Genomic DNA, 14,378 nt, shown 5'->3' with positions numbered 1-14,378 from the left:
TTTGCGGCAGCCTGTTCTCTATGAACTATCGTACCCGCCCGTTGACAATGAATGAAAATCATTTTATTCTAAAATTGACTGACTTAGTCAATCAAAAAAGTTATCAAAGTGCACTCAAAAGGGGAATTGCGATATGGTCAGACCAATGAAAGAGGATCATAAGGATTCATTTACTCGTTCGACAGTTATTTCGCGTGACGGGACAAAGATTGGTTACCAGAGTATTGGCCGTGGCCCAGGGCTTATGACCGCCGGGGGCGCGGGGGGAGCGGGCCGCAAGGGCCGGAATATTCAATTCTCAAGGAATGCGAAGATATTAATGCAGTACAAGAGGCTACGGGAGCCTGCTATATTTTCGGCCACAGCTATGGGGGACTTGCGGCATTGGAGGCTTCTTTAGCAAATCTGACATTTGTAAAGATAGCACTTTATGAGCCCGGAGTCGTTATTCACTCCGTACCGGTCGATTGGAATTGGATAACCGAATATGAAGAAGACATAAATCGGAAAGACTTCAGAGGGGCGTTTACGACATTCGTACAAGGAGCGAGTCAAACATTCCTATCGCGAGTACCCAAATGGTTTGCTAAACTTAATTTACGCATAGGGATACGCGGGGAGCATTGGAATCGGATTTTGCACCTTTTACCTGAAAATCTAAATGAGCATAGGGAAGTACAACGCCTGGCGTCCACTTACCGTAAATACGCGGCAGTTCAAGCGGACGTACTCTTAATGTCTGGCTATAAGAGCTCGGAATCCGTGCATCAAATGATCCGTGAATTGAATCAGACGATAAAGGGGTCACAAATGTTGACGATTCCAAGATTGCACCATCTATCTCCAGAGAACGGTTATTCGCCCATTCAAGTGGCACAGCCTGTTAAGGAGTTTTTATTAACAAAAACTGAAAAAAGGAATGAAGATGATTGTCACCATTAAGCGGAGAGCAGTTGCATCAAATACGCGATGAGCGCAGAGAACAAATTATTCAAGCAGCCGTTAAAGTATTTTCCAGGCGGGGGATTATCGGAACGAAGATGAGTATGATCGCTGCCGAAGCCGGGGTCAGTCATGGCCTGGTTTACCACTATTTTAAAACGAAGAACGAACTGTTCACGATGCTTATTCAAGAAGCTGTCCAAACATCGATTTCATCAATCGAAGGACTTTCTCAACTCCCAGGATCGTCTTTGGAGAAGATACAACTATTGACGAAACATATCCTGGATAAAGAAAATACGCCGTATTTCATGCTGATCTATCAGGCTAACCATTCGGACGGCGTACCGGAGGAAACCAAGCAACTTCTCCTGCAATACCCATTGCAAGCTTATATAGATCGGATAATCCCAATATTTAGGGATGGACAGCAAGCGGGTGACATTGTGGAGGGTGATCTCGAGGAGCTTGTTGGAAATTATTTCACTATCCTCTCGGGTATTATGGTATTGGGTGAAGGCTACCGAATTCCTGAACATGATTTTGTCATGCGGACGATAACCAAAGCTTAGCTCATCACGGATGGCACTGTATCGCTCGACCATGACGTTCTGGACAAGTCTGCCTTCGTACGGTAGACTGTGAGAAAATGGGAGTGATCGAGATGGAGATTCGCGTAGACGATCTGACGGGCGATCAAGTGAAAGCGTTGATTATGGAGCATCTGAACGGCATGTACGAGAGTTCGCCACCAGAGAGCGTGCATGCGCTGAATCTTGACGGACTGAGGAAGCCCGAAATTACGTTCTGGACGGTATGGGAGCAAGATGAGCTGCTAGGCTGCGGAGCACTCAAAGAACTCGACGGAACGCATGCGGAGATCAAGTCCATGCGGACCGCCTCTGCACATCTTCGCAAAGGCGTGGCCAAGCGGATGCTGGATCACATTATTGCGGAAGCCACGCAGCGTGGGTATAAGAGGCTCAGCTTGGAGACGGGATCGATGGACTCGTTCATTCCTGCGCGAAAGCTCTATGAGCATGCAGGGTTCCAATACTGTGAGCCCTTCGCCGACTATGTCGAAGATCCGTACAGTGCTTTTATGACCAAGGAATTATAAACTGCAGGGAATTTTGTTTTATTTCATGCCTGGGACATTTGTTCCGGGCTTTTTCGCATGGTGCGCAACATTGGAATGACGTTTCATTTTTATGTATCTATTATCAATATATTCCATTATACTGATACGAGAGTAGAACAATGATTTGCGAGGAGGAGCCTTGTAAATGGAAAAGAAAGCACTGCTTAAACGCATTGAATGCGCATATTTGCCGGTGATCGACGTTGCTGCATCAGCGGCTTGGTATGAGCGGGTATTAGGACTCACCTTACGTTCGCCAGTGGAGCCGGGGAGTGGAGCGATTATGGTAATGGACAGCGGACAATGGTTGTTCCTGCTGCCGTGCCCTGGAGGGCATCCGCTTCATTTCATGACGACGGGGTGGACGGCAGATAGAGAACCGTTCGAAATGTTTCCGATTTGCTTCGAGACGGACGACATCCATACTTTAGATGCGGCCTTGCGCGAATCCGGTGTGTGGGTGGAGCGAGCAGTGCGTGACGAAGGTGGATGCGGGCTGCAATTAAATTTCAAGGATCTGGACGGAAATAAATTTCAAGTGTGGCAGCAGCCGGTCTTGGCGGAGTTAGCCGAACGATAAAGAGGGCTCGACGTACAAAAATCTGGTTTGCTAGAGGACAACCCTACGTATTTGCCTGCGTGGGGTTAGTTGTTCTGCAGATACAAATATTAGATGACGGACCGGAACAGGACTTGGCTCGATTCTCCGAGGGGATAGGGGACGGGTGATCACGTAGAAGGAGGTTCATGACGATGACGAGTAAAGGGAACAGAGAAATGATCAACCACTATATTGAAGCTTATAATGCATTTGATGTGGCGGGCATGGTTCGACTATTGCACCAGGATGTCATCTTCCGTAATTATGCGAACGGGGAATTGAACACGGAAACCAAAGGGGTAGAAGCGTTCAAAGCTTTAGCAGAACAATCCACGCAAATCTTCTCTAGCCGTCGTCAGACCATTGTGGATTACCATGATGCAAGGAATCAAATCGAAGTACAAATCGATTATGAAGGCACGATTGCTGAAGATTTGCCGAATGGCCTTAAGACAGGGGATCAGCTGCAAATGGCAGGGAAGTCTGTTTTTCGGTTCACGGATGGTTTGATTTCATTGATCGAAGATTACAGTTAAGGATTCAATAGACGATACGCGAAGACAACAGCCTGGAGCAACGAAGCTCCAGGCTGTTTTTCAGTATGGACGTTATAGCCCTTTGCCGCCAATCGGACGTACAGGGATAGCGCTACCCCCTGCAATCAGAGGCCGGCAGCGCTCAATGAGTGCACGGACATTCTCATTCTTCAGCGATGCGGCATGCGCATCTGCATTTTCCCACATCTCCATAATCCAGAGTAAATCTGGGTCATCGATGGATTCGTTCAAGATATAGTAAATGCAGCCTTCCATGTTCCTCAGTGTCTCCACGTTCGCGAGCATCGTCTGCGCGAGCTCATCGCGCTGCCCTGGATTCGCCTTCAATTGTCCGAATAAAACATGCTTGCTCATCTTGATCTTCCTTTCTTTATTTGAGATTGGATAACATCGTCTGGTAATGCGTTGTGAGCTTGGAGCTGGCTTCGACTAGCTTCTCGACGAGCAGCTTGGAATCGATGGTGAGCGTCGTCCCGTACGGCATTAGGAAATAAGGCACATAGGTCTCGATCATGGAGCGTTCCAGTTGGAATACCGCTTCTTCCGGCTGCCGCTCTACTCGTGCGTGCCCGAAGAGCCAGTGTCGGCACAGCTCGTTCAATACTTGCTCATGCCCGCGGATTCGCACCGTCTCCAGTGCTGCCGCTTGATCAGGATGCGGTAGCAGCTGTCCGAGCAGGAAGTTCTTCGCGGAGAATCCCATGGGACGATCGAACCGAGATTCGGTCGCTCGCAGCCAGTGGATGCGGTCTACTCGGAAGCTTCGTATTTCCTCACGATATCCGCAGTATCCGATCGTATACCAATTACCCTTCCAATAGACGATACCGTAAGGGTCGAATCGCCGTGGCGGAGATGCTTCACCCTTGCCGCGATCATAGGCCATCTCCAGTGTCCGTCCTTCACCGGTTGATTCCTCCAGCGTTTGTAGAAATGTGCGGTGCTTGTCTTCCATCTTCGGATAGATCACCGATAAGCCTTCGCCATGGCGTTCCAACTGCTCTAACTGCTCATCATTTGTGTATCGCTTGAGTTTGTCCATCGCCCGGGTCAGGGCATCCGAATGCGGATAGCCTGCTTCTTGGGCAAAGGTAGAGGCATGGATGAGTCCCTTCTGTTCGTCTGAATCGAAGAACAGTGGAGATTCGAAGAATTCCCCTATAATGTAGTAGCCTCCGTTCGGCCCCGATTCGGCGACGATCGGGACACCACTGGCACATAAGGCGTCGATGCATCGATAGATGGTTCGTACATGAACCTCCAGCTTCTCGGCCAGTTGTAAGGCCGTCACCCGTCTGCCTGAACGGAGCATCCACAGAATGGATAGCATATTATCAGCTTTGGACATGCATACAGCTCACTTTCACGACCTGTACATGAAGTATACTGTACAATCCCTGACAGAATCAGTCAGTGATTATGTAAGTATCTTGTGACAGGGTCTCTTGTTGATATTCAATAAATCCCTATTTTGTCCAAGTGGATAGAGATAGATTAACATAGACTTCAATCGCCGTGTAGTTTCGATCGTAAAGATTCTATTGCGGCGATTTTGGCGTAAAAGAAGGTACTAAAAGAACGAATTAAAGGGATACAGGGCCAAGCATCGAATAGGTATGCATGATCTTAATGAGAGGAACGAGGATGATGGGAATGCGTTATACAATAACTACTCTTTTGGCCTTCATGCTGCTAATCGCAACCGTGACGCCGACCACAATGGTGAACGCGAATTCGCAACCGCTGAGCGGTAAGGGGATATCTTCGTGGGCAGGGTTATGGGTGGATCAGGCACTCGTTGAACAGGAAGATGAGGATGGTTCCCTTCGCATAGAATACGATAAGAAGAATGATGCCCTGAACGTCACGTATGATGCATGGTTCTCAGGAGAGAGCTATACTTTTAGGCCGCTTACAACATTGACGCTGGATGGGGATCATTCGGGAACCTTCACCTATGAATTCGATGAATACGACCAAAGCGGTATCATGCATACACGACAAGGACAAGCTAGCGTTCAATTGACATCTGGTGCAGTTGTGCTGCAGATGGATGTCTTGCCATCGGAGGTGAAGTCCCAGTTCCGTCCGTCACGGAACTTTATTCGTGATCCCTATGGGAACCAAACCTATCGTACAGATGACGCCATCGCGATTCTATCGAAGGCCTGCCAGTGTAAGGAATCCAGTCTGGTGAAGTTCCAGTTTCCGGTCGCAGATAATGAAGGGATCAAACCATGGGTCCGGTATATCTCGGTGGATGTACGGGGTCATTTCCTGACCGAATATAGAGTGGACCTCCATAAGCGTACGGCTGAGAAATTGAAAGATGCTTGGTCCAACATGTATCAACATCGAAGCGATGTCCGCGCATCGCTAGTGACGGCATCCTCGACACTCCCGAAATCGAAATCAACTTCGTATCAACCGTCACAGGTCGTGGATGGCGATACGGCAACCTGCTGGTGTGAAGGTACGAAGGGAAAGGGAGTCGGTCAGAGCTTCACGATTACCCTCGCGCAGAAGACGGCATTGAACGGGATTTTGATCCTTCCGGGGTATGGGAAATCGGTAGCTGCTTTTCTTGAGAATGGTAGTGTGCGAAAAGCGAAATTGACTTTTTCGGACGGGAGCTCCTATATCGCTGACTTTACGAAGGGTTCGGTATTTGACTTGAGCGATCAGAAGATCATCACGAGGTCCATTACGTTCAAGATTCTAGAGGTCACCCCGGGCTCGAAGTATGAGGATACGTGTGTATCTGAAGTGGCCTGGTATTGAAAATAGATCCGCAGAACCGTGTTTCTCCTTTCACAAGGAGGACACGGTTTATTAGCGTACGGTGATTTTTTCCATGAAATTGGTTGACAGTTGAACAACGACCCGATAGAATGGTCTGGTGATGATGATAATCATTCTCATCCGTGAGATGATTAAGAGATATAGAAGGGGAGTCATTCAAATGAAAAAATTGTTCTTATCATTAACATTGGTCTTAGTCCTTCTGTTAAGTGCTTGTGGTGGCAAGACTGCAGATACGGCAGACAAAGCAAACACGACGTCTTCAGACACGAAGACGGAGGCTCCGGCATCCTCCGCATCCGAGGAATCCGGCACATTTACGTACCAGTCGGAAGCGGGTCCTGTTGAAGTTCCGAAGAATCCGCAGCGTGTTGTCGTGATTACGCGTTTCTTAACTGGTAACGTGATGGCACTCGGTGTACCGGTCGTCGGCGTGGATGAGATGTCCAAAGAAAATCCAAGATTTGAAGAGCAGCTTAAAGATGTTGAAGCGGTCTCGGATGAGAGCGTTGAGAAGATCATCGAGCTGAATCCGGATCTGATTATCGGGCTATCGGATATCAAGAACGTCGATAAATTCAAGCAGATTGCGCCAACAGTAACGTATACGTACGGCAAGGTCGATTATTTAACGCAGCAGCTTGAAATCGGGAAACTGTTGAATAAAGAGAAAGAAGCCCAGGCATGGGTCGACAGCTTCAAGACGAAAGTCAAAGAGGCTGGAGAAAAGATCAAAGCGAAGATTGGCGACAATGCGACCGTATCGGTTATTGAGACATTCAACAAACAACTCTATGTCTATGGCGATAATTTCGGGCGCGGGACGGAGATTCTCTATGATGGCGGATTCGGTCTCAAAAAGCCTGATAAAGTCAGCGAAGCAACGAAGAAAGACGGTTACTTTGCAGTGTCCCAAGAAGTGCTTGGAGACTACTTCGGCGACTACGTGATTTTCAGTAAAAATGCAGAAGAAGATAACTCATTCCAAAATACAGAGACCTATAAGAACATTCCTGCGGTGAAGAACAATCGTGTGTATGAAGCGAATGCGAAGGCGTTCTACTTCAATGACCCACTGAGCATGGAGTTTCAGCTTGAATTCTTCATCAAGAGCTTCCTTGGTGAATAAATGTAAATAGAGCATCTGAGCGTAAGTGCTTAGGTGCTCTTTTTTTGCATTTTACAACATGAGATATATGGTAGGAGGGGAAGATAGAAATAGAATCATAGAGCTCGATGTGGTCGTTCATCGGCATAAGAGCGAGCATGTGCTGGACATGAGCCCGAATAATATCCATAAGTGGGGAGCGCTTCGTAAGATTGGTATCGAGCAGGGGGGGTATGTCGCTTTCGGTAATGATGCGAATGATATCTCGATGTTCATGCATGCGGCGCATTCGGTGATGATCGGTCATCACGATGAACTCGCGAGTTACGCCACCGAGTCGATTGCCTTGGGGGATGAGGTAGAGGATCAGATCGTGGAGAAGCTTCAAGCACTTGCTGCACATATGTATAGATAAGTAGGAATAGGGCTGCAACGTATGTCGAGAGACTCCCCTGCAGCTATTTTTCATATGTCGGAATCAGGTATGCTAATAGATTGACACCTATGAATGAGAATGATAATCTCTATCATTGAAAGAAGGGCGTGCATGGCGTCCTTCATCGATTGAACATATTCGGGGAGGATGAACGATGACCATATCCGTTTCACATTTTGAGCGAATATCCGCTGCGCGTAATCATGTTCATATCCCTTTAGGCGTATACAGATTTGATGAGGACATTCCGATCGTGTGCGTAGATGATATACCCACATACCGTATTGTAATCATAAGCGATGGAGAAGGTATGCTGGTTGTCGATGAGCAGCCCCATGGGATGGGAAGAGGGAGTGTTTTTCTAGTAGATGCTTCTATCCCATTGGATATTGAGACGAAGAATTTGGTTTCTTTACGCGGTATTTGTCTGACATACCGAAGTATGTCTACGGATGGATCGACGCCGACGGGGTTGGAGTATCCGGCTGCGCTGCATGGGTTCCCGGCGGACATCCTACGGATCGCAAGTGAACTCGAGCAATGTTGGAGAGCGCCTCAACTTGGGGGACCATTCCGCGTGCAACAGCTATTCATTGACCTATTGCTAGGGATCTATCGCGAGATAGAGTCAAGGCAGGAGGATCGAGGAAGCTGGATGGAGCAAGCACTGCATTACATTGAAGCCAATTATGATACAGATTTGACTCGAGAACAGCTTGCGGGCATGGCCAATGTGAGTCCAGAACACTTCTCCCGTGCTTTCCGTAAACATACGGGGCGTACATTCAATGCCTATCTGAGCCTGCTCCGAATTCGCAGTGCCCAGACGCGGATGTTGATCGGATCAGAGGACCTTCATACCGTGGCACAGGAAGTTGGTTATAAGGAAGGATTATATTTAAGCCGAAAGTTCAAAGAATGGGTAGGTATGTCTCCGACGTTGTATCAACGTAAGCCTAAACGGATCGCAGCCTTAAACGAAAATTATACGGCCATGTTGATGGCCCTTGATGCCGTTCCGGCGTTAGGCGTCTACACACCCTGGTTAGAACAGGCATGCAGGATGCAGGGCAAGCCTATCGGAGCGAAGTTCAACCCGTATGATCATGCACCAAATTCTTATTATGGAGCTATTGCTGCTCATGGCCCCGACCTCATTATCGGCTATCACCCAGCGAAAGAGAATCAACGCCTGCTCCCGATTGCCCCGCTCGTGGAGATCCCTTTTATGACCATGAACTGGCGGGAGCAGTTCCGGTTAATTGCGGGCATGATCCAGCGAGAGTCAGTCGCTGAGAACTGGTTATTCCAATATAACCAGCTCGTTGACGAGTGCAATGGCCGGCTTGATCAGGAGGTTGGTAAGCGAGGCACAGCGATTGTCTGGGAAATCTGTCAGCGCAGTGCGTATTGCTTCAGCAGCAGCTTTGGGAGAGGGAGTCAAATCCTCTACGAGGATCTCGGCTTTCAGCTGCCGCCGCAACTTCTTGCGCAGAATATTGCCATGCATGGTTATCTTGAAGCAGCAATCGAATCGATCGCGGATTATCCGGCGGACTATATATTTATTACTTCACTGCCTTCTTTACCGGAAGGACAGCAGCATGCGAATCGATTCTTCCGATCACCGAAGTGGCTTCAGCTTGATGCGGTTCGGCATAAACGGGTATACCTGTTGAATCAGCCCGAGTTGTTTTACGGGTTCGACCCCATCTCCACGTATGCCCAATTGCACGAGCTGATGCATGCATTAACGAAAGATCACAAATATGCATGACGTGAGATCACTTTCGTGTATGGTCATTTGGGCGGCGAGACGATAGAGTTTATATGAGAATGATTATCGTTATCGTTAAAAAGGGGGATATTCCATTGATTACATTTCATCATCTTCGAAGACATCGCCGTCTGCCGCTTATCGTGATGATGTTCCTGCTTGTCTTTATGTCGGCATGTAGCGCTGCGAAGGCCGATCAGGAAGCTGTCACGGCTATATCAAACACAAAGGCAGAAAATCAGGTGTCAAGCGCATCGCAGGAACCTGCAACCAAGACGATCTCCACGGTCCATGGGGATATTGTCATTCCGACGCAGCCGAAGCGAATCGTAGCTGAAGAATATTTGGGAAGCTTGATTGCATTAGATGTGATTCCTGTGGGCGCGCCAGGGTTGACGATTCAGAATTACTACTTTAAGAAATCGCTTGTTGGCGTTGCAGATACAGGGGTTTATGGCAAGCCGTCTCCTGAGAAAATTATGAGCCTTCAGCCGGACCTTATTATTACAGCGAACGGAGACAGTTACACGCAGCTGAGTCAAATTGCTCCAACCGTTGTCATCCCGTATGGCGATCTCAAAAACGCGCACGAAGAGTTGACCTACTTCGGTAAGCTGTTCGACAAAGAGGACGAAGCCAAGGCCTGGCTTGAGGGATTTGATCAACGAATTGCGGCAGCGAAGGCGAAAGTGGATACATCCATTCCTGCGAATGCTTCATTTACAATTATGGAGGATGGGGAGAAATCAACGTGGGTGTACGGGGATAACTTCGGACGTGGTGGACAGCCCGTTTATCAGGCGCTGGGGCGCAAACCACCCGAAGGAATAGGCAAAGAAATTATGGAGAAGCAGTGGGCTGAAATTTCATCCGAGCTGCTAGATAAGTATGCCGGCGATTATATCATCATGACGTCCAATCATCGCACATTAGAGGACTTCCAGAAGGATCCGATCTGGAAGAACATTCCCGCTGTCAAAAATAATAAGATGTACGTATGGCCAGAGGAACGTTCATGGTATTACGATCCGCTTGCCGTCATGGCTCAGACCGAAGAGTTGACGGCGTGGCTGTCGGGACAGCAGAGCAAGTAGTAAAAATAGAAGAAGCCACCAGGTTCAAGAATCGGTGGCTTTTTCGCTATAGGATTATAGCCGCGAACCGCCGCTCGCATCGATAATCTGACCTGTGATCCACCGACTGTCATCCGAAGCGAGGAAAGCAGCAATATCAGCGACATCACCAGGCTGCCCCCATCGGCCGAAGGCTGAGAGTCCAGCGGCGAACTGCTGGCCTTCTTGCGTAGCCAAGGTTTCTGCATTCATATCCGTATCGATAAACCCTGGCGAGATAGCATTTACGGTGATCTGACGGTTTCCAAGCTGCTGAGCCAACACGAGGGTGAGCGTGTTCACAGCGCCTTTCGAGATGCTGTACTCTAGCAGGTGGGGCAGAGCATACCGTGTTGCCATCGAAGCCATATTGATAATACGCCCTCCGTCTCGTAGTCGAGATAAGGCTTGCTGAATGATAAATAGTGGTGCCTTAACATTGGTGTTCATGATGGCATCATAGGATTCTTCCTTCACATGCTCGATGGTCGCAGCATGCCCCCACCCTGCGTTGTTCACCAGAATATCGAATCGATGGTAGCCTGTGTGTTCGATGAGTTGTTCATCCAGGCTAGTGAATAGTTGATGGATGCCATCTAGCGTGGACAGGTTGGCGCCGACAGTCAACGCGGCACCTCCGCTATCCTGAATCTCACGAACGACTTCTTCCGCAGCGTCCCGGTTGGTCCCATAATGTACCGCTACCAATGCACCTTCTTGTGACAATCGTAACGCGATTCCTCTACCGATTCCCCGACTAGCTCCTGTTACCAGCGCGACTTTTCCCTGTAGTGTGTTCATTTGCTCAATCCCTCCATCATTTTGATATTTTAGTTGTATCATAGAGGTATTATTGAAATGTTGCGCTCTCATTCACTAGAATATGAATAGGAGAAGGAGTGGACCTCATGACAGAGAAAGAAAAAGCGGCACTAGGCTATCTGTATAACGCGAACTACGATCAGGAGCTCATCGATGAGCGAACATATGCGAAAGGATTATGTTACGAGCATAATCAGTTGCATCCGCAGAAGCTGGAGGAGCGGGCGGCAGTCCTGAAGAAGCTGCTCGGCAAGACAGCGGAGACGTTCCACATCGAACAGCCTTTTTACTGCGACTACGGCTATAATATCGAGATCGGGAAGAATTTCTATGCGAATCACAATTGCATCATGTTGGACTGTGCCAAAATCACCTTCGGTGACAATGTGTTCATCGCGCCGAATTGCGGCTTCTATACGGCTGGGCATCCGCTCGATGTCGAACAGCGGAATGAGGGGCTAGAAATCGCGTATCCGATTACGGTAGGCAACAACGTATGGATTGGCGGAGGGGTCAGCATCCTGCCGGGCGTAACCATTGGAGACAATAGTGTGATTGGCGCAGGAAGCGTCGTGACGAAGGATATCCCGTCAGGCGTTATTGCTGCGGGCAATCCATGTCGTGTGATCAGGCTCATTACAGATGAGGATAAGAGGAAGTACCATCGGGACTAATATTGCATACAGATAGCACAAAGACCCTCTATGATGAGGGTCTTTGTGAGGTGTACACCCAGTAATGGCGTCACTTTTAAGGTGCTTTTACGAATTCAGCCGATTTGATGCCTGCTTGGCGACCAAAAATGATGATCTCCGCAACGGAGTTACCGCCAATCCGATTCTGGCCGTGCAGACCGCCTGTCAGCTCACCTGCTGCGAACAGACCTGGAATCGCTTTTCCGTCTTTATTGAGTACTTCCGTATTTGTGTTGATTTTGACACCGCCCATGGTGTAATGGATCCCTGGAGCGATCTTGATTGCGTAATAAGGTGCGCCAGACAAGTCGTTGTCCATTCCTGTCGTTCTGCCGAACTCGGCATCCTTTTTATTCTTAACCGCACTGTTCCATGTATCTACCGTCGTTTTTAACTGATCTCCAGGAACGTTGATTGCATTGGCCAGAGCTTCGACCGATTCTCCTTGAATGACAAAGCCCATTTTTTCATATTGCTGAATGGCTTTGGCACGGGATTTCACACCGGAATCAAATACAAGATAAGCTGATTTCTCTGGAAGTTTATTGATAGCAGCAGTTACATTGTCGCGTGTATCCAGCTCATTGGTGAATCGCTTGCCCTCACTGGATACGAGAATCGCACCCTCACCGCGGACCGCTTCCCCGATAAGATAAGACTTCTCTTGCTGTACCGTAGGGTGAACTTGAATTTGATCCATATCCACGGTCACGCCGCCGAGCTTCTCAATCATCTTAATGCCATCGCCTGTACTGCCGATTTGGTTCGTCGTGACAAGACCTTTCAAGTCGGAGCGAACATCGCTGATCATATCCATGTTCGCGCCAAAACCGCCAGTTGTCACAACAACAGCGTTCGCTGCGATTTCTTTTTCCTCATTCCCATCGATCACGACTTTGACGCCGTTCACTTTGCCGTCTTTTTCTGTAATTTCTTTAACATCGGCTTTAACGAATAGTGGAATTTCTTTCTCCTGAACATTTTTTAGGAGTCCACTTACAAGAAATTGCCCTACGGCCGAGCCGTCTTCCGGACGGTGGGTACGTTTCTCGTTCATACCGCCTGTAATCGTGATATTATTCAATCGAATGCCGATGGAGTCGAGCCAATCGATTGCGCTTGCGGAATTATCAACGAAGAAACGAAGCATATCTTTGTCGTTCGTATCATGACCGCCTTTTAGCGTTTCTTCATAGAATAGATCATTGCTGTCTTTGATGCCTTGTTCTTTTTGGAACTTCGTCTCGGAAGCATTCATACCTGAAGATGATTTCAGCGTATTTCCTCCGGCAATCGGCATTTTTTCGAAGATTACAGGGTTCATGCCTTTTGCTTTGGCTTCAAGTGCAGCGGACATCCCTGCGCCACCTGCCCCGACAATGATAATGTCATATTTATCTTTAAGCTGATCAACTGGCGTATAGCCAGCTTGCGTAGCTCCAGATACGGCTTCTGTTTCTTTTGTCTCTTCTTTTTTCGGGTTGTCCTGGCTTTGACTCTGGCTTCCGTTACCGCATCCTGTGATGATGAGCGCGAAAGAGAGAACGAGAACAAGCATAGCTGATACTTTCTTTTTCATGATGTACCCCTCCACTTTTCTATCTTTCTTTTTGGTTCGCTCCAATTTTAATATATCATCTGTCGAAATATTGTGATTAATTTCACAATCTTATGGATTTTTATTCATTTCCAAGATATGGAGGGAGGAATATGAATGATGGAAGGAGGACGGAGGTGAACCGTCCCCCTCTCTCCTGATTCTTCATATGACGCGGCGAATGATCCATTCCGCGAGTAGGATGTTAATCACAATTGCGCCGTAGACACCTATCGTATAGCTCGTCACATAAGGTAGTCCTACACCTTTGCTCGCAAGGAAGCTGATGAGATGAATGAAAAGGTTGGTATAGCAGAATACATAGCTTCGAATCATCCATTTGCGATGCTTCGCTAGCTGCTTCCGCTTAATGAATACAACGGCAGCGATGGTCATGATAAGCCAAATGAAATTGATGAAGTTAAATGCCATGCTGTTCATTTTCCCGCCAGTCGCATAGGGGGCCATATAGCCGGATGTGATGTCGACGAGAATAACGGCTATGACATAGAGATAACCGTTCGCGCGGTGGAAGGAACGATACCGTGTCAGAATAAGGTTCGAGAAATTCACGGCCCCTGCGAGCATAGCAATGCAAGCAGCAACGATGTGGACCATCATCACAGGCAGCCAAATCGAGGTGTTGACCGTGCGCTTCAGTCCTACCTTATGGCTGAGAAATGCAGCTGCCTGTGGATCATGGATGAAGTTCATAAAGGTGACGTAGAGGATGTACACGACAGCCACGCCGAACATCCCCCTATATAACCGTCTTTTTCGAATCGTCT

The 14,378-nt window shown here is 48.1% G+C and carries 16 protein-coding genes; 11 read left to right on the top strand and 5 right to left on the bottom strand.

Annotation, left to right across the window (positions count from 1 at the left end; genetic code table 11):
* Positions 1–294 precede the first annotated feature (294 nt).
* The 5 genes from GCU39_RS23710 to GCU39_RS23690 all read left to right on the top strand — a co-directional run bounded on the left by GCU39_RS23710 (position 295) and on the right by GCU39_RS23690 (position 3,220).
* Positions 295–942, top strand: a complete 648-nt coding sequence (locus GCU39_RS23710) for an alpha/beta hydrolase (protein WP_227793661.1) — start codon at positions 295–297, stop codon at positions 940–942.
* Positions 930–1,514 carry a TetR/AcrR family transcriptional regulator gene (locus GCU39_RS23705; protein WP_152395720.1) on the top strand — a complete coding sequence of 195 codons (585 nt, stop codon included), beginning with the start codon at positions 930–932 and terminating at the stop codon, positions 1,512–1,514. Before GCU39_RS23710 ends, GCU39_RS23705 begins: the two co-directional genes overlap by 13 nt.
* A 92-nt stretch (positions 1,515–1,606) precedes the next feature.
* Entirely contained in the window at positions 1,607–2,062 is a 456-nt protein-coding gene (locus GCU39_RS23700) for a GNAT family N-acetyltransferase (protein ID WP_152395719.1), read from the top strand.
* A 166-nt stretch (positions 2,063–2,228) separates the two neighbouring features.
* A complete protein-coding gene (locus tag GCU39_RS23695) occupies positions 2,229–2,663 on the top strand; it encodes a VOC family protein (protein ID WP_152395718.1) in 435 nt (144 codons plus the stop codon).
* A 173-nt stretch (positions 2,664–2,836) separates the two neighbouring features.
* Complete coding sequence (locus GCU39_RS23690; protein WP_152395717.1) at positions 2,837–3,220, top strand: nuclear transport factor 2 family protein; 384 nt, start codon at positions 2,837–2,839, stop codon at positions 3,218–3,220.
* Positions 3,221–3,292: 72 nt separating this feature from the next.
* Here GCU39_RS23690 and GCU39_RS23685 read toward each other — a convergent pair whose 3' ends face one another.
* Both GCU39_RS23685 and GCU39_RS23680 read right to left on the bottom strand, forming a co-directional pair.
* A complete protein-coding gene (locus tag GCU39_RS23685) occupies positions 3,293–3,595 on the bottom strand; it encodes a putative quinol monooxygenase (protein WP_152395716.1) in 303 nt (100 codons plus the stop codon).
* A gap of 16 nt (positions 3,596–3,611) precedes the next feature.
* Positions 3,612–4,589, bottom strand: a complete 978-nt coding sequence (locus GCU39_RS23680; protein WP_152395715.1) for a helix-turn-helix transcriptional regulator — start codon at positions 4,587–4,589, stop codon at positions 3,612–3,614.
* Positions 4,590–4,894: 305 nt separating this feature from the next.
* On the opposite strand from GCU39_RS23680, the gene GCU39_RS23675 reads away from it, so the two are divergent.
* The 5 genes from GCU39_RS23675 (at position 4,895) to GCU39_RS23655 (ending at position 10,458) form a co-directional block, all read left to right on the top strand.
* Positions 4,895–6,022, top strand: coding sequence for a discoidin domain-containing protein (locus GCU39_RS23675; protein WP_193726599.1), 1,128 nt, complete (start codon positions 4,895–4,897; stop codon positions 6,020–6,022).
* Between the two features lie 181 nt (positions 6,023–6,203).
* Positions 6,204–7,172, top strand: coding sequence for an iron-hydroxamate ABC transporter substrate-binding protein (locus tag GCU39_RS23670; protein ID WP_152395713.1), 969 nt, complete (start codon positions 6,204–6,206; stop codon positions 7,170–7,172).
* Between the two features lie 58 nt (positions 7,173–7,230).
* A complete protein-coding gene (locus tag GCU39_RS23665) occupies positions 7,231–7,566 on the top strand; it encodes an HAD hydrolase family protein (RefSeq protein WP_227793313.1) in 336 nt (111 codons plus the stop codon).
* Positions 7,567–7,741: 175 nt separating this feature from the next.
* The gene (locus GCU39_RS23660) at positions 7,742–9,364 is read left to right on the top strand and encodes an ABC transporter substrate-binding protein (protein ID WP_152395712.1); all 1,623 of its coding nucleotides are present in this window, start codon (positions 7,742–7,744) and stop codon (positions 9,362–9,364) included.
* 95 nt (positions 9,365–9,459) lie between these two features.
* Positions 9,460–10,458: an ABC transporter substrate-binding protein gene (locus tag GCU39_RS23655; protein WP_227793312.1), complete on the top strand. Its 999-nt coding sequence runs from the start codon at positions 9,460–9,462 to the stop codon at positions 10,456–10,458.
* 54 nt (positions 10,459–10,512) lie between these two features.
* Here the strand turns inward: GCU39_RS23655 and GCU39_RS23650 are convergent, their stop codons facing one another.
* Positions 10,513–11,277 carry an SDR family oxidoreductase gene (locus tag GCU39_RS23650; RefSeq protein WP_152395711.1) on the bottom strand — a complete coding sequence of 255 codons (765 nt, stop codon included), beginning with the start codon at positions 11,275–11,277 and terminating at the stop codon, positions 10,513–10,515.
* A 107-nt stretch (positions 11,278–11,384) separates the two neighbouring features.
* Between GCU39_RS23650 and GCU39_RS23645 the strand changes: the two genes are divergently transcribed.
* The gene (locus GCU39_RS23645; RefSeq protein ID WP_152395710.1) at positions 11,385–11,972 is read left to right on the top strand and encodes a sugar O-acetyltransferase; all 588 of its coding nucleotides are present in this window, start codon (positions 11,385–11,387) and stop codon (positions 11,970–11,972) included.
* A 76-nt stretch (positions 11,973–12,048) separates the two neighbouring features.
* On the opposite strand, the gene GCU39_RS23640 is transcribed toward GCU39_RS23645, so the two are convergent.
* Both GCU39_RS23640 and GCU39_RS23635 read right to left on the bottom strand, forming a co-directional pair.
* Complete coding sequence (locus GCU39_RS23640) at positions 12,049–13,572, bottom strand: flavocytochrome c (protein ID WP_152395709.1); 1,524 nt, start codon at positions 13,570–13,572, stop codon at positions 12,049–12,051.
* Between the two features lie 183 nt (positions 13,573–13,755).
* Positions 13,756–14,373, bottom strand: coding sequence for a DUF2306 domain-containing protein (locus tag GCU39_RS23635; protein WP_152397403.1), 618 nt, complete (start codon positions 14,371–14,373; stop codon positions 13,756–13,758).
* Positions 14,374–14,378: the final 5 nt, after the last annotated feature.

Source organism: Paenibacillus guangzhouensis, from assembly GCF_009363075.1.
In the GTDB taxonomy this organism is placed as follows: domain Bacteria; phylum Bacillota; class Bacilli; order Paenibacillales; family Paenibacillaceae; genus Paenibacillus_K; species Paenibacillus_K guangzhouensis.
The sequence above is the reverse complement of the archived record's forward strand: the minus strand, read 5'-3'. Positions and strand labels throughout refer to the sequence as shown.